General features: G+C 75.8%; 16 protein-coding genes. 10 read left to right on the forward strand and 6 right to left on the reverse strand.

Features of this window, described 5'->3' with window-relative positions; translation table 11 throughout:
* Nucleotides 1-94 precede the first annotated feature (94 nt).
* Nucleotides 95-1,336: an alpha/beta hydrolase family protein gene (locus tag ABT048_RS32905; RefSeq protein WP_350525230.1), complete on the reverse strand. Its 1,242-nt coding sequence runs from the start codon at nucleotides 1,334-1,336 to the stop codon at nucleotides 95-97.
* 233 nt (nucleotides 1,337-1,569) lie between these two features.
* Between ABT048_RS32905 and ABT048_RS32910 the strand changes: the two genes are divergently transcribed.
* The 4 genes from ABT048_RS32910 to ABT048_RS32925 all read left to right on the forward strand — a co-directional run bounded on the left by ABT048_RS32910 (nucleotide 1,570) and on the right by ABT048_RS32925 (nucleotide 6,719).
* Nucleotides 1,570-3,570 carry an ATP-binding protein gene (locus tag ABT048_RS32910; RefSeq protein ID WP_350525231.1) on the forward strand — a complete coding sequence of 667 codons (2,001 nt, stop codon included), beginning with the start codon at nucleotides 1,570-1,572 and terminating at the stop codon, nucleotides 3,568-3,570.
* A 145-nt stretch (nucleotides 3,571-3,715) separates the two neighbouring features.
* Entirely contained in the window at nucleotides 3,716-3,970 is a 255-nt protein-coding gene (locus tag ABT048_RS32915; RefSeq protein WP_350525247.1) for a hypothetical protein, read from the forward strand.
* 14 nt (nucleotides 3,971-3,984) lie between these two features.
* Nucleotides 3,985-5,256: an MFS transporter gene (locus tag ABT048_RS32920; protein WP_350525245.1), complete on the forward strand. Its 1,272-nt coding sequence runs from the start codon at nucleotides 3,985-3,987 to the stop codon at nucleotides 5,254-5,256.
* Between the two features lie 95 nt (nucleotides 5,257-5,351).
* Nucleotides 5,352-6,719, forward strand: a complete 1,368-nt coding sequence (locus tag ABT048_RS32925) for a carotenoid oxygenase family protein (protein WP_350525232.1) — start codon at nucleotides 5,352-5,354, stop codon at nucleotides 6,717-6,719.
* Between the two features lie 150 nt (nucleotides 6,720-6,869).
* On the opposite strand, the gene ABT048_RS32930 is transcribed toward ABT048_RS32925, so the two are convergent.
* Complete coding sequence (locus ABT048_RS32930; RefSeq protein ID WP_350525246.1) at nucleotides 6,870-8,567, reverse strand: sensor histidine kinase; 1,698 nt, start codon at nucleotides 8,565-8,567, stop codon at nucleotides 6,870-6,872.
* A 336-nt stretch (nucleotides 8,568-8,903) separates the two neighbouring features.
* Between ABT048_RS32930 and ABT048_RS32935 the strand changes: the two genes are divergently transcribed.
* Nucleotides 8,904-9,779, forward strand: coding sequence for a universal stress protein (locus ABT048_RS32935; RefSeq protein WP_350525233.1), 876 nt, complete (start codon nucleotides 8,904-8,906; stop codon nucleotides 9,777-9,779).
* A 168-nt stretch (nucleotides 9,780-9,947) separates the two neighbouring features.
* On the forward strand, nucleotides 9,948-11,000 hold the full coding sequence (locus tag ABT048_RS32940; RefSeq protein WP_350525234.1) for an Acg family FMN-binding oxidoreductase: 1,053 nt from the start codon (nucleotides 9,948-9,950) through the stop codon (nucleotides 10,998-11,000).
* 28 nt (nucleotides 11,001-11,028) lie between these two features.
* On the opposite strand, the gene ABT048_RS32945 is transcribed toward ABT048_RS32940, so the two are convergent.
* From ABT048_RS32945 to ABT048_RS32955, 3 genes are all read right to left on the reverse strand, one after another.
* Nucleotides 11,029-11,553, reverse strand: coding sequence for a copper chaperone PCu(A)C (locus ABT048_RS32945; RefSeq protein ID WP_350525235.1), 525 nt, complete (start codon nucleotides 11,551-11,553; stop codon nucleotides 11,029-11,031).
* 86 nt (nucleotides 11,554-11,639) lie between these two features.
* The gene (locus tag ABT048_RS32950; protein WP_350525236.1) at nucleotides 11,640-13,910 is read right to left on the reverse strand and encodes a heavy metal translocating P-type ATPase; all 2,271 of its coding nucleotides are present in this window, start codon (nucleotides 13,908-13,910) and stop codon (nucleotides 11,640-11,642) included.
* Nucleotides 13,907-14,110, reverse strand: coding sequence for a hypothetical protein (locus tag ABT048_RS32955; protein ID WP_350525237.1), 204 nt, complete (start codon nucleotides 14,108-14,110; stop codon nucleotides 13,907-13,909). Before ABT048_RS32955 ends, ABT048_RS32950 begins: the two co-directional genes overlap by 4 nt.
* A gap of 262 nt (nucleotides 14,111-14,372) precedes the next feature.
* Between ABT048_RS32955 and ABT048_RS32960 the strand changes: the two genes are divergently transcribed.
* Nucleotides 14,373-16,088, forward strand: coding sequence for a TROVE domain-containing protein (locus tag ABT048_RS32960; protein ID WP_350525238.1), 1,716 nt, complete (start codon nucleotides 14,373-14,375; stop codon nucleotides 16,086-16,088).
* Between the two features lie 40 nt (nucleotides 16,089-16,128).
* On the opposite strand, the gene ABT048_RS32965 is transcribed toward ABT048_RS32960, so the two are convergent.
* On the reverse strand, nucleotides 16,129-16,524 hold the full coding sequence (locus ABT048_RS32965; protein WP_350525239.1) for a PIN domain-containing protein: 396 nt from the start codon (nucleotides 16,522-16,524) through the stop codon (nucleotides 16,129-16,131).
* A gap of 186 nt (nucleotides 16,525-16,710) precedes the next feature.
* Between ABT048_RS32965 and ABT048_RS32970 the strand changes: the two genes are divergently transcribed.
* The 3 genes from ABT048_RS32970 (at nucleotide 16,711) to ABT048_RS32980 (ending at nucleotide 19,012) form a co-directional block, all read left to right on the forward strand.
* Complete coding sequence (locus ABT048_RS32970) at nucleotides 16,711-17,205, forward strand: hypothetical protein (RefSeq protein ID WP_350525240.1); 495 nt, start codon at nucleotides 16,711-16,713, stop codon at nucleotides 17,203-17,205.
* A gap of 89 nt (nucleotides 17,206-17,294) precedes the next feature.
* On the forward strand, nucleotides 17,295-17,843 hold the full coding sequence (locus tag ABT048_RS32975) for a hypothetical protein (protein ID WP_350525241.1): 549 nt from the start codon (nucleotides 17,295-17,297) through the stop codon (nucleotides 17,841-17,843).
* On the forward strand, nucleotides 17,840-19,012 hold the full coding sequence (locus ABT048_RS32980; RefSeq protein WP_350525242.1) for an MAB_1171c family putative transporter: 1,173 nt from the start codon (nucleotides 17,840-17,842) through the stop codon (nucleotides 19,010-19,012). Before ABT048_RS32975 ends, ABT048_RS32980 begins: the two co-directional genes overlap by 4 nt.
* Nucleotides 19,013-19,248: the final 236 nt, after the last annotated feature.

The following is a 19,248-nucleotide window of genomic DNA, read 5'->3' on the forward strand; positions in this document are numbered from 1 at the left end:
GGTCGTTCGGGTAAGGACGGCGCAGGAGAACGACTCTGACGTCACATCAGCACCGGCGGGCGGTACTTGCCCGCCCGCCCGCCGGTCCGCTTGACTACCGGGCGGAAGGGGGACCTCCGGCGGACGCTGCCAGCGTGTCGTCCAGCCAGTCGTAGATCCGGGCCAGGGCCAGGCGCTGCGCCCCCGCCTGGCAGTGCGCGTCGGCGCCCTCCTCCGCGGTGAACTCCAACAGGGTCTTCGGGCAGGTGAGGTGGTCGTGGAGCGCACGGGCCTGGCCGGCGAAGAACAGGTCCTCGGCGGCCTCGCAGACCAGGGTGGGGCAGGTGATCCGTTCGGCGATGCCGTCGCGCAGGTGGTGGTCGAGGTACGCGGCGGCGAAGGCGCGCGGGGTGTCGACGCCCATCACGTACATGCCGTGGTTCAGCGCCCACCGCAGCACCGGGTCGGTCGCGATCAGGTGCTCCAGCCGGGCGTCGAGTTCGGGGTCCGCGTCGGCGCGCAGCCGCCGTTCGGCCTCGGCGCGCCCGCCGGGCACCAGCCGCAGGACCGCCTCGCCGAGGTCGTAGACGCCGTCGAGGGCCACCACCGCGGCCAGCCGGTGCTCGAACGCGGCCGCCCTGGGCGCGAGCAGACCGCCCATGCTGTTGCCGAGCAGGGCGACCCGCTCGCCGTCGACCTCCGGCAGGGTCAGCGCGAAGTCCAGGACGGGGCCCACGACGTTCTCCCAGTCGGGACGGAACACCAGGCCCTGGTGGTGGAGCGGCCCCGGCTGCCCCGGACCGTCGAAGGCGAGGACGGTGTAGCCGCGCTCCACGCCCGCCATCGCGCCGAAGAAGTGCATCTCCTCCGCCGTGCCGTCGAACCCGTTGTGCAGGATCAGCGTCGGCCGGGGCGCCCCGGAGGTGTCGGCCCGGTACAGGTAGCCGGGCAGGGTGGTGCCCTCGTACGGGATCTCGACCGGCTCGATCCGCGGCGAGAACAGGGCCGCCGCGGCCCGGAAGCACTCCACGCTGCGGTCGTAGGCGTGGTCGTGGCGCGGGTCGCACGGCCGGCCGTGCAGGAAGAACTCCGCTGAGCGGTAGTAGTTCGACGCCCGCAGGAAGCCGTCCCGGGCGCTGACCGGGTGGCCCGCCTCCAGGGCCCGCCGGGCCTCGCCGGCCACCCGGTCCGCGGTGGCCAGCCACTCGTCGTGCCAGCTGTCGTAGTCGCCCGGCGTGATGCGCGCGGACGTCGCGGCCACCTCGCCGAAGTCGGCTCCGCCGTAGGCGATGTGGCCGAAGGACCGCAGGGTCTCGTACCAGAACTGCGCGTCGTCGGGGAAGAGGAGAGGTCGCATGGGCGCTCCCGGCGTCAGGGGACCGCGGGGTGCCCGCAGTCCGATGGCCACGACCCTGGGGCGGGCAGGTGTCCACTCTCCAGGCCGAACCGGGACGATGGGTGTCCGTCACCGCCCACCGGTGTCCGTGACCGCCCACCGTTGTCCGGGTCGCGACAACCACATACGGGTCCCGTCGCGTGTAACCGGCGGGGGACCGCAGGTCCGTCACCGATTCGAGGGAGAGGAGCCTCATGGCGTCCGTCAAGGAGAGACTGAGCACCGCACGGGGCCAGGCGTTCATCGGCCGGGAGGAGGAGGTCGCGTGCTTCGCGCGGGCCCTGGCCGGGGATCCGCAGTCCCCGTTCGTGTTCTCCGTGGTCGGTCCGGGCGGCATCGGAAAGTCCACGCTGCTGCGCCGCCTGGCGGACCGCGCCCGGGCGACCGGACGGCTGCTCCTGGAACTGGACGGCCGCTTCGTCAGCCGGGACCCGGCGGACTTCGAGCGGGTCGCCGCGCCGTTCCTGGACGTCCCCGGCACGGTCCTGTTCGTCGACTCCTTCGAGCACTGCCAGTGGCTGGAGAGCTGGCTGTGGCAGCGGTTCCTGCCCCGCGCGGCCGACGACACCCTGGTGGTCCTGGCGGGCCGGCAGGCGCCCCAGCCGCAGTGGACCGCCGATCCCGCCTGGGCCGGCCTCCTGCACGTCCGTGAACTGCAGCCGTTCTCTGCGGAGCAGGCCCGGAGCCTGCTGACCACGGCGCAGGTGCTGCCCGAACTGCGCGAGCGCGTCCTGCGGTTCGCCGGGGGCAACCCGCTGGCGCTGTCGCTGGCCGCCGCCGCCCGGGTGTCGGACTGGAGCCGCGAGGACGTCTGGGCGCCCTCGGCCGACGTGCTGCGCACCCTGCTCTCGGGCCTGATCGGCGAGGTGCCGAGCGCGGCGCACCGCCGCGCCCTGGAAGTCGCCGCGCAGGCCCACTCCACCTCCGAGGAACTCCTCGCCTCGGTGCTGCCCGGCGAGGACGCCCACGTGCTGTTCGCCTGGCTCCGGGGCCTGCCCTTCATGGAGTCCACCCACCGCGGGCTCCACCCGCACGACGCCGCCCGCGAGACGCTCGCCGCCGACCTGCGCTGGCGCGCCCCCAACGCCTTCGTGACGATGCGCGGACGCCTCGCCGAGGAGTACCTGCGCCTGCTGCGCGAGGCCCCGGAGGAACGGGTCTGGACCGTCACCGACGAGCTGTTCTACCTCTTCCGGGACGGCGAGATCGTGGCCCGGACGCGCACCTGGTCCCGGGAGGAGGAGGTGCACGACCGGCCGCTGCACCCGGACGACCTCGACGTCGTGCTGCGGATGGCCGAGCAGACCGAGGGCCCGGCCTCGGCGGAGCTGGTCCGCTACTGGGCGCAGCGCCAGCCGCAGGCCTTCAGCGTCTACCGCCTGGTGAGCACCGGCCGCGTCGTGGCGTTCACGGCCCGCCTCGCGCTGCCCGCCCCCGCCGACCCGCAGGACGTGGCCACCGACCCCGTCGTGGCCGCGGCGTGGGCGTACACCGAGGCCACCGCACCGGTGCGCCCGGGCGAGCACATCGGCATCAGCCGTTTCACCGTCTACCCCGAGCGGTACCAGGTGCCCTCGCGCGTCATCGACCTGAGCAGCTCCCGCGCCCAGGCCGAGTCCGCCCGGGCCCGGGCCCGCGCCTACGGCTTCGCCGTCTGGCGGGACGCGGAGGCGTGGTCCGCGCGCGTCAGGGGCAGCCTCACCGACACCGGTGCACGGCCCCGGGTCGGTGAGCACACCTACGGCGTGTTCGGGGTCGACTGGCGCCAGGTGCCCGTGGAGGCCTGGCTGCGCCACTTCATAGCGGCCACGGCCGTGCCCGCCCAGGCGGGCCCGTCCGGGGTCTCGCGCAACGCGTTCGACCAGGCCGTGCGGGAGGCCCTGGTGCACTGGCGCGACGCCGGTGCCTTCGCGGCCTGCGCGCTGCTGCGGGCCCGGCTGGCGGCGGACCTCGACGATCCGGTCGAGCAGCTGCGCGCCCTGCTGCGCCGGGAGGTGGACGAGCTCGCCCGCGACCCGCGCGGTGCGCGGGCCCGGGAGGCCCTGACGGCGGGCTACTTCTCCGGTGCGCCCACCCAGGAGGCCGCGGCCCGCCGCCTGGGCCTGCCGTACGGCACCTACCGGCGCCACCTGCGCCAGGGCCTGGACCTGCTCTGCGAGGCGCTGTGGCAGCAGGAGCTGTTCGGGCCGCGCTGAGCCGGCGGGCCCGGGCCACGCGAGGCCGCCGTCCCTGTTCCTGCTGAGCCCGCGGGAGCGGGTGGACAGGTGCGGACAGCGGTGGACAGTCCTCGCCCCGCCCGGGCCTGGCAGGTGGACAGCGCCCGGTCCGAGTCTGTGCGGCATGAACGTTGCGTACGGACACAACGGAGCGCGCCGGTCCGCCCGACCGGGGGCGGCGCTCGGGGCGCTCGCCGCGGCCCAGTTCACGGTCATGGTCGCCACCTCGATCGTGAACGTCGCGCTGCCGCAGATCCGCGCCGGCACCGGCCTCTCGGACGGCGGCGTCACCTGGGTGGTCAACGCGTACGGCCTGGCGTTCGGCGCGCTGCTGCCGGCGGGCGGGCGGCCGATCTGCTCGGCCGCCGCCGGCTGCTGACCGCCGGGCTCGCGCTGTTCGCGGCCGGCTCGCTCGCCGCGGGACTGGCCGACTCCGCGGGCCCGCTGATCGTCGCCCGGGCCGTCCAGGGCCTGGCCGCGGCGGCGATCGCCCCGGCCGCGCTCGCCCTCGCGGTGGAGCAGTTCCCCTCCGGCCCCGGGCGCGGCCGGGCCCTGGGGGTCTGGGGCGCGGTCTCGGGCGCGGGCGGGGCGGGCGGCGTCCTGCTGGGCGGTGTCCTCACCGAGGCGTGGGGCTGGCCCTGGGTCTTCCACGCGGTCGCGCTCGGGTCGGTCCCGGTGCTGGCCGCCGTGGTGGCGCTCGTACCGGCGGAGCCGCCCCGGGCGGCCCGGCGCGGGGCCGGGCGGTTCGACCTGGCCGGCACCGTCGTCGTCACCCTCGCCCTGACCGGCCTGGTCTGGGGTCTGACCACCGCACGCGGAGCCGGCTGGGGCGACCGGCGGGTGGTCGGATCCCTGGGCGCCGCCGTCGTCCTGCTCGCGGCCTTCACCGTGATCGAGCGCCGCCGGCCGAACCCGCTGATCCCGCCGCGGCTGCTCACCACCGGACGGGTGGCCGTGGGCAACCTCCTGATGGCGCTGCTGGGCTCGGTGTGGATCGCGCTGTTCTTCTTCCTGCCGCTCCACCAGCAGCAGGTCCTGGGATCGGGGCCGCTCGCCACCGGGGCGGCCCAACTCCCGCTCGCCGCAGCCAACATGCTCGGCGCCGCGCTGGCACCGCGGCTGTCCCGGCGGGTCGGGGCGACCACGACGCTGGTCGCCGCGCTGCTCACCGAGGCCGCCGGCCTGCTGTGGCTGGCCCGGATCAGCGCCGACGGCAGCTACGCCACCGACGTCCTCGGCCCGAGCCTGCTGGTCGGGCTGGGCCTCGGCACCGCCTTCGTCGGGCTCACCGCACTCGCGGTGGACGGGGTGCCGCCCCGGGACTCCGGGCTGGCCGGGGGACTGGTCAACACCACCCGCCAGGTCGGCGGCGCGATCGGCCTCGCGGTCCTGACGACCCTCGCCGGGTCCGTCACCGCCCACGCGGCCGCCCACCAGCCCCACCGGGAGGCCCTGGCCGCCGGCTTCCGCGCCGCCTTCGCACTCTCCGCCGGCGTGCTGGCCGTCACCGCGCTGCTGGCCGTGCTCCTCGTGCGCCGCACCGGCGGGAGGGCCGCGACGGCCGGGCCCCCGGTGCCCGAGCCCCCGGCACCCGGGCACGAGCCCGGGTACCAGCCCGAGCCCGAGCACGAGGGCGGCCGGGCCCGTGCCGAACTGCCCGGCTGACACCGGGCCACCGACCGACCGATCACCCGACCGACCATCCACCCGACCGACCGACCACCCGACCGACCGTCACACCCATCGAAAGGGCTCTCGGCATGACCGCCAAGCCGTACCTGACCGGCCACTACACCCCCGTCGCCGACGAGATCACCGCCACCGGCCTGACCGTCGAGGGCACCCTGCCCCCGGAGCTCAGCGGCCGGCTGATCCGCAACGGCCACAACCCCAAGCCCGGCGTCACCCCCACCCACTGGTTCAAGGGCAGCGGCATGGTCCACGGCATCCGGCTGCGCGACGGGCGCGCCGAGTGGTACCGCAACCGCTGGGTGCACACCCCCGCCCTGGACGGCGCGCCGTACCTGACCGAGCACGGCCCGGACCTGACGGCCAGCGTCGCCGGCACCCACGTCATCGAGCACGCCGGGCGGCTGCTGGCGCTGTGCGAGGCCAACCTGCCCTTCGAGCTGACCCCCGAACTGGAGACCGTCGGCGCCCACGACTTCGGCGGCAGGCTCCGCACGGCGATGACCGCGCACCCCAAGGTCGACCCGGTCACCGGCGAGCTGCACTTCTTCGGCTCCTCGCCCGTCCCGCCGTTCCTGACGTACCACGTCGCCGACGCCGAGGGCGAGATCATCCGCAGCGTCGAGGTCCCCGGGGCGAGCGCCGCCCTGAAGCACGACTTCGGCCTGACCCGCCACCACGTGGTCTTCATCGAGGGCAACGTGACCTTCGACCCCGCCGAGCACTCCGGTATCCCGTACGGCTGGCGGGACGAGCAGCCCGCCCGGATCGGCCTCATGCCGCGCGCCGGGGACGGCGCCGGGCGGATCCGCTGGTTCTCCATCGAGCCGGGCAACCTGCTGCACGTCGGCAACGCCTACGAGGACGGCCTGGGCCGCGTCGTCCTGGAGGGCCCCACCGTGGACGCGGAGGGCTTCCGCCGCTCCTGGAACTGGTGGGTCGGCGCGCCCGGGCGCGGCAGCGAGCCGCTCTCGCGCTCGTTCAACCGCCGTTGGGTGGTCGACCCGGCCGCCGGCACGGTCGACGAGCAGATCATCGACGACCTGCCGGTGGAGTTCCCCACCCTCAACGAGGAGTACCTCGGCGCCGAGCACCGCTACCAGTACGCCGTGTCCTTCCCCGACGACGAGGGCTACGGGGAGTACGGCATCGTCAAGTACGACCGGGTGACGGGCGCCCGCCGGATCCGCCGGATCGGTGACGCCCGACTGCCCAGCGAGGCCGTGTTCGTGCCCGCCGCGGGTGCGACCGGCGAGGACGACGGCTACCTGCTCACCGTCGTCTCCGACCTCAAGCAGGACGCCTCCCAGCTGCTCGTGCTGGACGCCTCCGGCCTCGACCGGGTGGCCACCGTGCACCTGCCGCGCCGGGTCACGGCCGGCATCCACGGCTCCTGGATCCCCGACCACGGGCCCGACGCCGACGCGGACCGGGGCTGATACGGGCCGGGGCTGATACGGGCCGGGGCTGACCCGGACCGGGTGTGGAAACCCGCTGCCGGGCCGCCGCCCCGTCGCCGCCCGGTCACCCTCGGGTGGCCGGGCGGCCCGTCGGTCGGCGGAGGGCGACCGGCCCCGGCGGTGCGGGCGTCAGGACCCGATCGGGGCCTCCCAGGCCAGCCGGGTGCCGCCGCCCTCCGCCGGTCCGACGGTGAAGGACCCGCGGACCCGCTCCGCACGCTCGGCGAGGTTGCGCAGGCCGCTGCGCCGCCCGCCCTCGGGCACGCCGACACCGTCGTCCGTGACGGTCAGCACCACCCGCCCGGCGAGGGCGCGCAGCGTCACCTCGACCCGGGAGGCCTGCGCGTGCCGGGCGGCGTTGCTGAGCGCCTCGCCGAGGACGGCCACCACGTGCTCGGCCAGCTCCTGCGGCACGTCGGTGTCCAGCAGGCCCTCCATGCTCAGCCGGGGCGCCAGGCCGAGCGGCCCCTGCGCGTCGGTGACCACCCGGGTGGCCCGGGCGCGCAGGCCCCGGTCGGGCTCGCTGTGGGCGCGCAGGCCGAAGATGGTCGAGCGGATGATCTTGATGGTCTCGTCCAGGTCTGCCACCGCCCGGGCCACCCGGTCCGCGGCGGCCGGGCTCTCGATCAGCCGGCCCGCGCTCTGCAGCGTCATCCCGGTCGCGAACAGCCGCTGGATCGCCAGGTCGTGCAGGTCCCGGGCGATCCGGTCACGGTCCTCCAGCAGGTTCAACTGCTCGGCGTCACGCCGCCGTTCGGCCAGCTCCAGGGCGAGCGCGGCCTGGTCGGCGAAGCCCAGCAGCGGGCCGGTCTCCTCCGGCCCGAACGCCGGCTGCCCCTGCGCCCGGGCCAGCAGCAGCACGCCCCGCCCGTACCCGGAGCCGGTGCCCAGCGGCACCGCCACCGCCGCGCCCAGCCCGTCGAACCGGCCCGCCGGGCCGGCCGGGAACCGGGCGTCGCAGGCCAGGTCGTCACTGGTCACCGGCGAACCGGAGGCGTACGCGGCGCCGGACAGCGTGCCGTCCACCGGCACCGTCACCCCCAGCCGTCCCGACGGCACGCCGCCCAGGGCCACCTCCACGGCCAGTTCCTCGGCCCGCTCCTCCGGACCGGCCAGCGCCACCGACACGTCCGCCAGCTCGGCGCCGGATATCTCCCGGGCCCGCCGGGCGATCAGCTCGACCACCTCCAGGCGCGGCGCGCCCGACAGCAGGCTGCGGGTGATCTCGGTGCTGGCCCGCAGCCAGCGCTGGCGCAGCTGCGCCTCCTCGTACAGCCGGGCGTTGTCGATCGCCACCCCGGCCGCGACCGCCAGGGTGGAGATCACCGCCTCGTCGTCCTCGTCGAAGTCCAGCCCGCCGCGCTTGTCGGTGAGGTAGAGGTTGCCGAACACCTCGCCGTGCACCCGGACCGGCACCCCCAGGAAGGTGTGCATCGGCGGGTGATTGGCGGGGAAGCCGACCGAGGCCGGGTGGTCGGACAGCACCGGGCAGCGCAGCGGCTGCGGCTCGCGGATCAGCTCGCCGAGGATGCCCCGACCGGACGGCGGCGGGCCGATCGCGGCCATCTCCTCGTCGGTCAGACCGACCGTCAGGAACTGTGACAGCGAGTGCCCGTCCGGACCGATCACCCCCAGTGCGCCGTAGCGGGCGTCGACCAGGTCCGCCGCCGCCTCGACGATCCGGTGCAGCGCCTGGGCCAGATCCAGCTCACGGCCGACCGCGAGCACCGCCTCCAGCAGGCTGTGCACCCGGTTCTGCGTCCCGCGCGCCGCGTCGATCCGCCACTGGAGCTCCTCCAGCAGCTCGTCCAGGCGCAGCCGGGGCATCCGCGCGCCGCCACCCGCCGCGCTGCCGTCCGCTCCGCCCACCGCTGTCCTCCTCGTGTTGCGCCCTGACCGGCCGAGCCCGCCCCCGGCCCGGCTCGGGTGCCGTCCGACCAGCGGGATCTCCCCGTTCACGGTAGTGCCCGCGGGGCGGTGAGCGGTACGGCGGGGTCGGATCCGGGCTCCGCCGGATCGGGCCTTTGGTCCCGAGCCCGGGGGCCCTGCGGCCCCTGCCGCCGGTACGGCGCGGCTGACAGGGTGGGGACGGAGCGGACGGGGCGTCAGCACGCGCCGTATCCTGCGCCCGAACCGCCGAACGCGACACCGTGGAGGACGCTCATGACCGAGCGGAACGAGTTGACGTCAACCGTACTGGCCGGGGTCGACGGCTCGCCGCAGAGCACCGCCGCCGTGCACTGGGCCGCCGGGGAGGCGGTGCGCCGGGGCGCGTCGCTGCGGCTGGTGCACGCGTGGCCGTGGCTGACCGACGGCGTCTCCTCGTTCGCCGAGCCCGACGACCTGCCCGACGTCGTCCAGCGGACCCTGGCCGAGGCGGCCGAGGACGTCCGCGGGCGCCACCCGGAGCTGGCCGTGCAGACCGACGCGGTACTGGACGCGCCGGTCGACGGCCTGGTGGCCGCCGCCGCGGACGCCGAACTGCTGGTGCTCGGTTCGCGCGGCCGCGGCGGCTTCACCGGGCTGCTGCTCGGCTCGGTCGGCATGGCGGTGGCCGGCCGCAGCGGCGTGCCGGTGGTCGTGGTGCGCGACGCCCACGAGGGGGCGCAGGACACGGGCGAGGTGGTGGTCGGCGTCGACGCGCACGGCACGGAGGAGGAGGTGCTCGACTTCGCCTTCCGTGCGGCCGTGCTGCGCGGCGCCCGGCTGAGGGCGGTGCACGGCTGGGACCTGCCGCCGGTGTTCGGCTACGCGGGCGGGGCCGTCCCGGCGGGCGAGATCGAGCAGCTGGAGGCGCTGGAGGCGAAGCTGCTCTCGCTCGCCCTGGCCGGCCCGCGCGAGCAGTACCCGGGCGTCGAGGTGGTCGAGGACGTCCGGCTGGGCGACGCCCGCGCGCTGGTCGAGGCCTCGGCCGGGGCCTCGCTGGTCGTCGTCGGCCGGCGCAACCGCCCGGTCGACTTCGGCCCCCGGCTCGGCCGGGTCGCGCACGCGGTCCTGCACCACGCCGGGGCCCCGGTGGCGGTCGTCCCGCACGGCTGACGGCTGACGGCTGACGGCTGACCGGGGCCCGAGGGCGGGCCCTTGGGCCCGGCGGACGGGGGGCCGTACGGCTCTGTCGTCCGCCGGGCCGGGAGCGCAGGCTCGGTAGCAGTGAGGACCACGCGGTCGCGCCAGTGGACCGCTCTCCGGCCGAAGGAGTGGATCGTCATGACGCGCACCCAAGCACCGACCCCGGTGCCGAACCCGAACCCGAACCCGGCACCGGCCCCGCTCGCGGCGCTCGGCCCGGCCGAGCTGCGGCTGCTCGCCGCCGCCGGCGGAGCGGCGCCGTCGCTGCACAACAGCCAGCCCTGGCGCTTCGCACCGACCCCCGACGGCCACGGCCTCGCCGTGCACGCCGACCCCGGCCGCTCGGTGCCGCTGGCCGATCCGGTCGGCGCCGCGGTGCACATCGCGGTCGGCGCGGCCGTGTTCAACCTGCGGGTGGCCGCCGGGCGGCTCGGCCGCGAGCCGGTGGTCCGGCTCCTCCCGGACGCCGCCGACCCCGGCCTGCTCGCCGTGCTCGACCTCTCCGGTCCGGCCCGGGAGCGGACGCCCTTCGGCCGCGACCTCCACCCCGCCATCGCCGCCCGGCACTCCAGCCGCGAGCCGTTCACCCAGCGCGACGTGCCCGAGGCGGTGCTCGGCGAGCTGATCGCCGCCGCCCGTGAGGAGGGCGTGGCGCTGGCCGCCCTGGAGGAGGACGGCGTGCGGCGGGTACTGGCCCTGACCGCCGAGGCCGAGCACCGCAACGCCGCCGACCCGGCCCGCACCGCCGAGTCCCGCGCCTGGCTGCGCACGGACGGCGCCGCGGCCGGGGACGGCATCCCGTGGTCCGCGCTCGGCTCGCAGGACCACGACGCCCGGGTGCCGATGCGCGAGTTCGCCGGCCGCCCGCCGCTCGCACCCGCGCAGCCCTCCCACCGCTTCGAGGCGCTGCCGCAGCTGTGCACCCTCACCACCCCCGGCGACGGCCCGCCGGACTGGCTGCACACCGGCCAGGCCCTGGAACGGGTCTGGCTGCTGGCCACCGTGCACGGCGTCCGGCTGACGGTCTGGCACCAGGCAGTCGAGTGGCCGGACACCCGCTGGGCGTTGCGCGATCCGGCGGAGGGGCCGGGGCACGTCCAGGTGGTGCTGCGGGTCGGCTACGGCCCACCGGGTGTGGCCACGCCCCGCCGCCCGGTCACGGAGACGCTGGACGGGCCGGCGGGGGACTGAGCGGTCCGGCGGGCCGCTCGGTGCGCGGCTACTCGGTACCCGGCTGCTCGGTGCGCGGCTGCTCGGTGCGCGGCCGGTCGGACGGCGCCAGCACCTGTGCCCTGAGCCGCAGTTCGGGGCTGCGGCGGAAGGTCAGGGTGAACTCCACCCACTGGCCGGCCCGCAGCGGTGGCGGGTCCGCGATCATCAGGTCGGCGTCCTCCGGGGACATCGCCAGCTCGCCGCCGCCCGGGACGGCCAGCGACGACGCGGGCTCCCAGCGGCCCGCCGCGCCCTGGTGGAGGTGCCGCTTCGGCGTGATCCTGCCGCCGAACTCCCAGCGGGCGCCGATCAGTTCGTCCGGAACGTCACCCGGGTTGCGGACCGTGAAGAAGGCTGCCGTCGCGGCCGAGGCCGCGCCCGCCGCCGGGAGCAGCACCCAGCCCGGCCCGGCCTCCAGCGGACGGGTGCGGCCCGCCCCGCCGACCGCCGTCCACCCGGTGAGCAGCACCAGCGCCAGCGCGGCCGCGCCGACCGGCGGTCCCACGGCCGCCAGCCGCTGCCGCGTGCGCACCGACAGGCTTCCGCCGCGCCGCCCGGCCGTCTCCCGCGTGCGCACCGACAGACCTCCGCCGCGCCGCCCGGCCGTCTCCCGCGCGCTCACCGGAGGCCCCCCGTCCGGCCGCGCGGGCGCCCCCCGCGCGCCGGTCCGCCCCGCCCCGGCTCCCAGGTCCGCAGCCGCAGGCTGTTGCCCACCACGAGCAGTGAGCTCAGCGACATCGCCACCGCCGCCAGCATCGGGTTGAGCAGCCCGAGCGCGGCCAGCGGGATCAGCACCAGGTTGTAGCCGAAGGCCCACAGCAGGTTGGCCCGGATCGTGGCGAGGGTCCGCCGCGCCAGCCGAACGGCGTCCACCACCGCCTCGATGTCGCCGCGCACCAGGGTCAGTCCGGCCGCGCCGATCGCGGCGTCGCTGCCCGAGGCCAGCGCCACCCCCAGGTCGGCCGAGGCCAGTGCGACCGCGTCGTTGACGCCGTCGCCGACCACCGCCACCGTCCGTCCGGCGGCGCGCAGTTCGGCCACCACCTCGGCCTTGTGCTCGGGCGAGGCCGAGGCCACCACCCGCTCGATGCCCAGGTCCCGCGCCACCGCGCGGGCGGCTCCGGGTCCGTCCCCGGTGAGCAGGACGGCCTCCAGGCCCATCCCGCGCAGCCGGTGCAGCGCCCGCCAGCTGCCCGAGCGCAGCGTGTCGCCGACCGCCAGGACGGCTGCGGGCCGCCCGTCCAGCTCGACGGCGACGGCCGTCCGGCCCGCCTCCCCGGCCTGCGCCACCGCCTCGGCCAGGTCCGGGGGCAGCGCGGTGTCGTCCGGGCGCACCACCCGGACGGCCCGGCCCTCGACGGTGCCGGACACCCCGAGCCCGGCGGCGGCCGCGAAGCCGTCCACGGCGGGCAGCTCGCCGCACCGCTCCCGGGCGGCGGCCGCGACGGCCCGGCCGATCGGGTGCTCGGAGCGGTGCTCGACCGCGCCCGCGAGCCGCAGCGCCTCCTGCGGTGCGACGCCGTCGGCGGCGGTCACGGCGGCCAGCTCCATCCGGCCGGTGGTCAGCGTCCCGGTCTTGTCCAGCACCACGGTGTCCACCCGGCGCAGGCTCTCCAGCACCTCCGGGCCGCGCACCAGCACACCCAGCTCCGCGCCCCGCCCGGTCGCCGCCAGCAGCGCCGTCGGCGTCGCCAGCCCGAGCGCGCACGGGCAGGCCACCACCAGGACCGCGACGGCTGCCGTCACCGCCGCCTGCGGGGCGGCGCCCGCGCCCAGCCAGAAGCCCAGTACGGCGGCCGCGATCGTCAGCACGCAGGGCACGAACACCCCGGCCACCGCGTCGGCCAGCCGCTGCGCCCGCGCCTTGCCGGCCTGGGCGTCCGCCACCAGGGCGGTGATCCGGGCCAGTTGGGTGTCCGCGCCGACGGCGGTGGCCCGGACCACCAGCGCGCCGCCGACGTTCACCGTCGCGCCCGCCACCCGGTCCCCGGGCCCGACCTCGACCGGCACGCTCTCCCCGGTCAGCAGGCTCAGGTCGAGGGCCGAACCGCCTTCGACCACCACTCCGTCGGTGGCCACCCGCTCACCCGGACGCACCACGAACTCCTGCCCGGGCAGCAGCAGTTCGATGGGCACCGGGCGCTCCTCGCCGTCCGCGCCGCGCAGGCACACCTGCTTGGCGCCCAGTTCGGCCAGCGCCCGCAGCGCGGATCCGCTGCGCCGGCGCACCCGGCCCTCCAGCAGCCGCCCGGCCAGCACGAACAGCGGCACCCCGACCGCCGCCTCCAGGTACACGTGCGCCGCGCCGCCGCCGTCGGCGGTCAGCGAGAACGGCATCCGCATGCCCGGATCCCCGGCCCCGCCGAACACCAGCGCGTACGCCGACCAGCCGAAGGAGGCCACCACGCCGAGGCTGACCAGCGTGTCCATGGTCGCCGCCGCGTGCCGCAGCCCCTGCCACGCCCGCCGGTGGAACGGGGCCGAGCCCCAGGTCACCACCGGGACGGCGAGTGCGAAGCAGACCCACTGCCAGGCGGTGAACTGCAGCGCGGGCACCATCGACAGCACCAGGACGGGGACGGCCGCCACGGCGGTGACCAGCAGCCGCCACCGCTCGTCCGGCTCCTCCACCGGCCCGCCGACCGGTGCTCCCCGCGGCGCCAACTCGGCGGTGTAGCCCGCCCGTTCGACCGCCGCCACGAGATCCTCGACCGGCACCCCGGCCGGGTGCAGCACCCGGGCCCGCCCGGTCGCCAGGTTCACCCCGGCCGTCACCCCGTCGATCCGGCCCAGCCGCTTCTCCACCCGGCCCACGCACGCCGCGCAGGTCATCCCGCCCACCGCGAGGTCGGTGGACACCAGGGCGTCGGCGCCCGCGACCGCGCTCACCGCGTCCCGCCCATGCCGTGCCCGTCCATGCCGTGCCCGCCCGTCCCCGGCGACGCACCGCCGCTGCCCGGCCGCAGCCCGGGCGCCACCGGCCCCACCTGCCGGCCCACCCCGTAGGCCACCACGAACACCACCACCAGCAGCAGGGCGAACCCCGCCAGCACACTCGACGGCCGGACACCCGGCGATTTCGCACTCACCCCACAGCAGTCGGACGCGCCCCGCGATCGGTTCCCGTACGCTCCGAGAATCCCGCGCGCAGGCCTCGGAAATAATCGGATGACGGGCCGGGCCCGACGGAGTAGCGTCCGGGACGGCGCCTCCCGATGCGCTCGGCCCCGGTTACTTCATCTGACAAAAACAAGTGCCCCCGGTGCCACTTCGATCCCGGGAGGCGCCCGCCTCGGCGTGCGCCCGCACCCTCCCTTCCCCAGCCTGACCACCCACCAGGGGGACCTCTGCATGACCCGGTTCAGCCGCGAACGGACCAAGGCCGACACCAGGGCCGAGATCCGGCGAGAACTACCGGGACTCACCAGGCGCGGGGTGTCCTCCCCGCTCGCCACCGACGGCCAGTGGCCGGTCCCCGAGGTCGCGCACCTGCGGTCGGCGCCGCCGCCCTTCCTCTCCCGCAAGCCGGCCACCCCGAGCAGGGCCCCGGGCACGGCGGTCACCAACCACCAGGGCGGAACCGGGTACGTCCGCGAGCCGAAGTCCGAGCTGTTCCTCCTCGCCGTCACCCACCTGTTCGGCCAGGAGAGCTTCTACGAGGCGGCCGCCGAGCGCGACGAACGCTACGTCCGGCTGATCCGCGAGCACGCCGTGAGCGACCCGCAGTGGACCCTCGGCCTGCTGCGCTGGCTGCGCGCCGAGGCCCGGATCCGGACCGCCGCGGTGGTCGGGGCGGCCGAGTTCGTCCACGCCCGGGCCGCGGCCGGCGCCGCCGGACACTCCCGGCAGGCCGTCGACGCCGTGCTCCAACGGCCCGACGAACCCGGCGAACTGCTCGCCTACTGGACCGACCGGTACGGCCGCCGACTGCCCCAGCCGCTGCGCCGCGGCATCGGCGACGCCGCCCGCCGGCTCTACACCGGCCGCGCGCTGCTGAAGTACGACACCCCCTCGCACGCCTTCCGCTTCGGCGACGTCCTGGAGCTCACCCACCCCGCGCCCGACCCGGCGAAGCCCTGGCAGGGCGCGCTCTTCCGGTACGCCCTGGACCGCCGCCACCGCCCGGAGCACGCCCTGCCCCCCGCCGACGAGCGCCTGCTGACCGCCCACCACGCCCTGCTCGACGTCCCGCCGGCCGACCGCCGGGCGCTGGTCACCGAACCCGGCGGGGTGGAGCGCCTGGCGGAGGCCGGGATGACCTGGGAGGCGCTGGCCGGCTGGCTGCAGGGCCCGCTGGACGCCGCCGCCTGGGAGGCCGTCATCCCCTCGATGGGGCCGATGGCGCTGGTCCGCAACCTGCGCAACTTCGACCAGGCGGGCGTGGCCGACGAGGTGGCCGCGGCGGTGGCCCGCCGGATCGCCGACCCGGAGGAGGTGCGGCGCTCCCGGCAGTTCCCGTTCCGCTTCCTGGCCGCCCACCGGGCCACGCGCCCCTCGAAGTCGTCGCACTCCTCCCGCTGGTCGGACGCGCTGGAGACCGCCCTCGGCCACTCGCTGGCCGGGGTGCCCGCGCTGCCGGGCCGCACCCTGGTGCTGGTGGACCGCTCGGGCTCGATGTTCGACCAGCCGTCGGCCCGGAGCCGGCTCAACCGGGCCGACACCGCCGCGGTCTTCGGCACCGCGCTGGCCGTGCGGGCCGAGCAGGCCGACCTGGTGCAGTTCGGCACCGGCAGCGGGGTCGTCCAGCCGGAGGCGTCGGTGATGGAGACCCTGCGGCGCTTCCGCAACCTGGGCGGCACCTCCACGGCCGCCGCGGTCCGGGCCCACTACCGGGACCACGACCGGGTGGTCGTGGTGACCGACGAGCAGGCCCACTGGCCGTCGCAGAACGTCTTCGCGCCCGTCCCCGAGGGTGTCCCGGTCTACACCTGGAACCTGGCGGGCTACGCCGCCGGCCACAGCGCCCCGGGCCCGCACCGCTACACCTTCGGCGGCCTCAGCGACGCGTCCTTCGCGCTGATCCCCCTGCTGGAGCGCGGCGACAGCGCCGCCTGGCCCTGGGACTGACCGCCCGGCCCCGGGGCGGATCGTCCGGCCCCGGGGTGGATCAGGGCCGTACGCTGCGCGGCCCGGTCACCGCGGCGCCCAGCGCGCCGACGCGGGCGCGCAGCTCGCGGTCGGCGGTGGCCACCAGGCAGTCCCGCTCGGGGTGCTCGGCGCGGGCCGTCCGGACCAGCTCCACGATCCGGTCGTCCCCGCTGCCGCTCGCCTCGACCACCCGCACCGCGGGCAGCCCGGTGACGCCCCGGGCCGCGCCCTCCACGACCAGCACCACCTCCAACGGGCCCGGCCGGTCCGGCAGGCCCCGCTCGGCGACGGCGACCAGCGCGTCCCGCAGCCGCTCGGCGGCGCCCCGCCGGTCCCGCCACCAGCCGTCGGGCACCGACCCGACCACGTTCGCGCCGTCCACCACCAGCAGCGTCGGCCTGCTCTCGTGTCCCATGACCGCCAAGCCTGCCACCCCGCACCGCCCCCGGCCGAACCGGCGCCGCGACCGGCTCCGTGACGTAGCCGTAGCCGTAGCCGGTGCCGTGACCGGCCCGTCCAGCGGTGCTTGCGGCGAGCTGGGTACATTGCCTTCATACGGGGTGGACGAGCCCCACCGGATCCGACCAGGGGCGGGACAGCGATGGACGACGAGAAGGAACCGCTCGACGGGGAGGACGCCGGGCACGAGGCGGACCCGGAGGCGGAGCTGCTGGGACGACGCGTGGAGTACCTGTTCGAGCACGTGCAGCCGCTGGGCCGGCGGTTCACGCTGCAGGAAGTCGTGGACGGCATCCGGCAGAGCGGCCCCAACGCACCGAAGCTCTCGGTCGGACGCCTGTGGACGCTGGTCAAGGGCAAGGCGTCGAACCCCACGGTGTCGACCCTGCGGGCCCTGGGTGACTTCTTCGGCGTGCCGCAGGCCTACTTCATCGACGACGAGGTCGCCGCCAGGGTCTCCGCCCAGCTGTCGCTGATCTCCGCCATGCGCGCCAACGACGTGCGGTCGGTGGCTCTCCGGGCCGCCGACCTGGCCACGATGTCCAGCCAGGGCCTGGACATCGTGCGGTCACTCGTCGAGCAGGGCGGCGCGCTGGAGCGCGGGGCCGAAGAGGAGGGACCCGGGAAACGGGCGTGACCTGCGTTTCGTCAGGCCGTTCCAGAGCGGTCCGCCATAATGATCACGGCTGACGGCAGGTCAGCTCGTCGGATCCGGGGGGAACGGGTATGGACGTCGATGAATGTCAGGACCAGGCGGGCAGGTTCGCGGAGCTGCTCCGGCGCTTCGACCTTCCGAGGCCGTTCCGCCTCGCCGACCTGTGTGAGGCCGTGGCCGCGCTTCGGGGCCGGCCGCTCCGGCTGCTCCCGATGCCCCGGCCGGCGGACGCCGGAGTGTGCGGCCTGTGGGTGGCGTTCGGGGCGGTGGACCACGTCTACTACGCGCCCGTGGCCAGTGGCGTCCACCAGACCCACATCATCCTGCACGAACTGGCGCACATGCTGCTCGACCACCGCCGGCCGTCCGGCGCCGCACCCGAGATGCTGGCCCAGCTCTTCCCCGACCTGGACCCGGCCATGGCGGTGAGGCTGCTCGCCCGCAGTCGGTCCGGAGCGGCCGACCGGCAGGAGAGGGAAGCCGAACTGCTGGCGTCCATGATGTGGCAGCACTTCAACGTGGCACCGCTGACCGCGCCGACCGCGCCGACCGAGGACGCGAACACGCTCAGGCGGGTCATCGACGCCTTCACCCGCTCGGGACGCGGAAGGTCGACATGAGACTGTTCGACCTGATCGTGGTTCCGCCGATCTCACTGATCGCCCTGTGGAAGGCCAGGGGTCTGGCGTCGGCGGACCGGCGAGATCGGGTGCTCTGGGCGATGTGGGCGATGTTCGCCGTCTCGTTCGTGATCGGCGTGCCCGCCGTCCGGAGGGTGATCGACGAGGCCATCGGCGTTCGGAGCGTCACCAACCTCCTCGTTCACATCCTGGCCCTGTGCGCCGTGACGGCCTTCTTCGAGTTCGTCCGGGAGGCCACCGAGGCCCCCGGTCGACTCTCCCCGCTCCGCTGGGCCTTCCTGGCAGGCTCGACGCTCGGTCTCACCGGCCTCTTCGCGGCGATGCCGCGCCCGGACGGCGAGGCGGACCTGCTGACGGCCGACGTGGGCCAGCCGCTGACGGACGCCTACTGGGCGGTCTTCCTCGGATACATCTCCATCGGCTGTGTGATCGGGACCAGGCTGTGCTGGCAGTACGGTCGGCACGCGATGCCGGGGTCCTCGCGAACCTTCATGACGCTCGTGGGGCTGGCCAAGCTGGCCGGATTGCTCTATGTCGTCCACCGCTCGGTGTACCTGCTGCTCGGCACGCTGGGGTGGCGGAACCTCGACCCCGCACTCGCGGTGGCCACCACCCAGGTGCTGTTGGCCTCCTGCGTCCTCCTGATGATCACCGGAATGACGTGGCCGTCACTCTCCGAACTGATCCGGCGCCGACGGGCATGGCGGCAGGTGCGTGCGATCCGACCCCTGTGGAGCATGGTGAAGGCGGCGACGCCCGAGACCGTGCTCCCCTTGCCCCGGAAGCTCCGGTCGGAACCTGACCTCGTCCTCTACCGCTACGTCATCGAGATCCACGACGGCGTTCTGGCGTTGGACCGGCACCTCTCCCCGTCCGACCGGGACCAGGCCGAACGCATGCTGTCCGCCACCATGCCGTCGGGGACGGATCTGGACGCCGCTGTTGAGGCCGTCCTGCTCTCAGTCGCACTGCAGGCGAACCTCGTGGGTGCGGCACCGCGGGGCACCGGGAGCGCGCTGACGCTCGGGAGCAAGGAACTCACCGACGAGATCGACTGGTGCCGGAAGGTGGCGGCGAAGGTCAGGTCCGAGCGGGTGACCTGCGCCGCGCGGAGCCTGCGACCCGCCGGCGACCGGCTGTGCCCGTGAGCCGGAACGCGCGCCGGGGCCCTGTGCCGCAGGGCCCCGGCGCGCGTCGCCCCCCGAGGATCAGCCGGGAATGGCTGCGGCGGAGATGTTGGTGATCTGGCCGTTGTCGTCGAGGAGGGCTGCGCCGGTCCAGTTGCCGTCGGTGTTGCGCTGGTTGTCGTAGACCTTGCCGTTGGCGAGGGTCTGGACGTGCATGGTGCCGTCGGTGAGGCCGGCGGCGGAGACGGCGGTGATCT

Source organism: Kitasatospora sp. NPDC096140, assembly GCF_040303045.1.
Taxonomy (GTDB): Bacteria; Actinomycetota; Actinomycetes; order Streptomycetales; family Streptomycetaceae; genus Kitasatospora.

What these genes read in the sequence shown, in the direction of transcription:
- ABT048_RS32965 (WP_350525239.1), bottom strand. Translation starts at nt 16,524, where the DNA reads ATGGGACACGAGAGCAGGCCGACGCTGCTGGTGGTGGACGGCGCGAAC.
- ABT048_RS32975 (WP_350525241.1), top strand. Translation starts at nt 17,295, where the DNA reads ATGGACGTCGATGAATGTCAGGACCAGGCGGGCAGGTTCGCGGAGCTG.
- ABT048_RS32970 (WP_350525240.1), top strand. Translation starts at nt 16,711, where the DNA reads ATGGACGACGAGAAGGAACCGCTCGACGGGGAGGACGCCGGGCACGAG.
- ABT048_RS32940 (WP_350525234.1), top strand. Translation starts at nt 9,948, where the DNA reads ATGACGCGCACCCAAGCACCGACCCCGGTGCCGAACCCGAACCCGAAC.
- ABT048_RS32905 (WP_350525230.1), bottom strand. Translation starts at nt 1,336, where the DNA reads ATGCGACCTCTCCTCTTCCCCGACGACGCGCAGTTCTGGTACGAGACC.
- ABT048_RS32980 (WP_350525242.1), top strand. Translation starts at nt 17,840, where the DNA reads ATGAGACTGTTCGACCTGATCGTGGTTCCGCCGATCTCACTGATCGCC.
- ABT048_RS32935 (WP_350525233.1), top strand. Translation starts at nt 8,904, where the DNA reads ATGACCGAGCGGAACGAGTTGACGTCAACCGTACTGGCCGGGGTCGAC.
- ABT048_RS32960 (WP_350525238.1), top strand. Translation starts at nt 14,373, where the DNA reads ATGACCCGGTTCAGCCGCGAACGGACCAAGGCCGACACCAGGGCCGAG.
- ABT048_RS32930 (WP_350525246.1), bottom strand. Translation starts at nt 8,567, where the DNA reads ATGCCCCGGCTGCGCCTGGACGAGCTGCTGGAGGAGCTCCAGTGGCGG.
- ABT048_RS32910 (WP_350525231.1), top strand. Translation starts at nt 1,570, where the DNA reads ATGGCGTCCGTCAAGGAGAGACTGAGCACCGCACGGGGCCAGGCGTTC.
- ABT048_RS32925 (WP_350525232.1), top strand. Translation starts at nt 5,352, where the DNA reads ATGACCGCCAAGCCGTACCTGACCGGCCACTACACCCCCGTCGCCGAC.
- ABT048_RS32915 (WP_350525247.1), top strand. Translation starts at nt 3,716, where the DNA reads ATGAACGTTGCGTACGGACACAACGGAGCGCGCCGGTCCGCCCGACCG.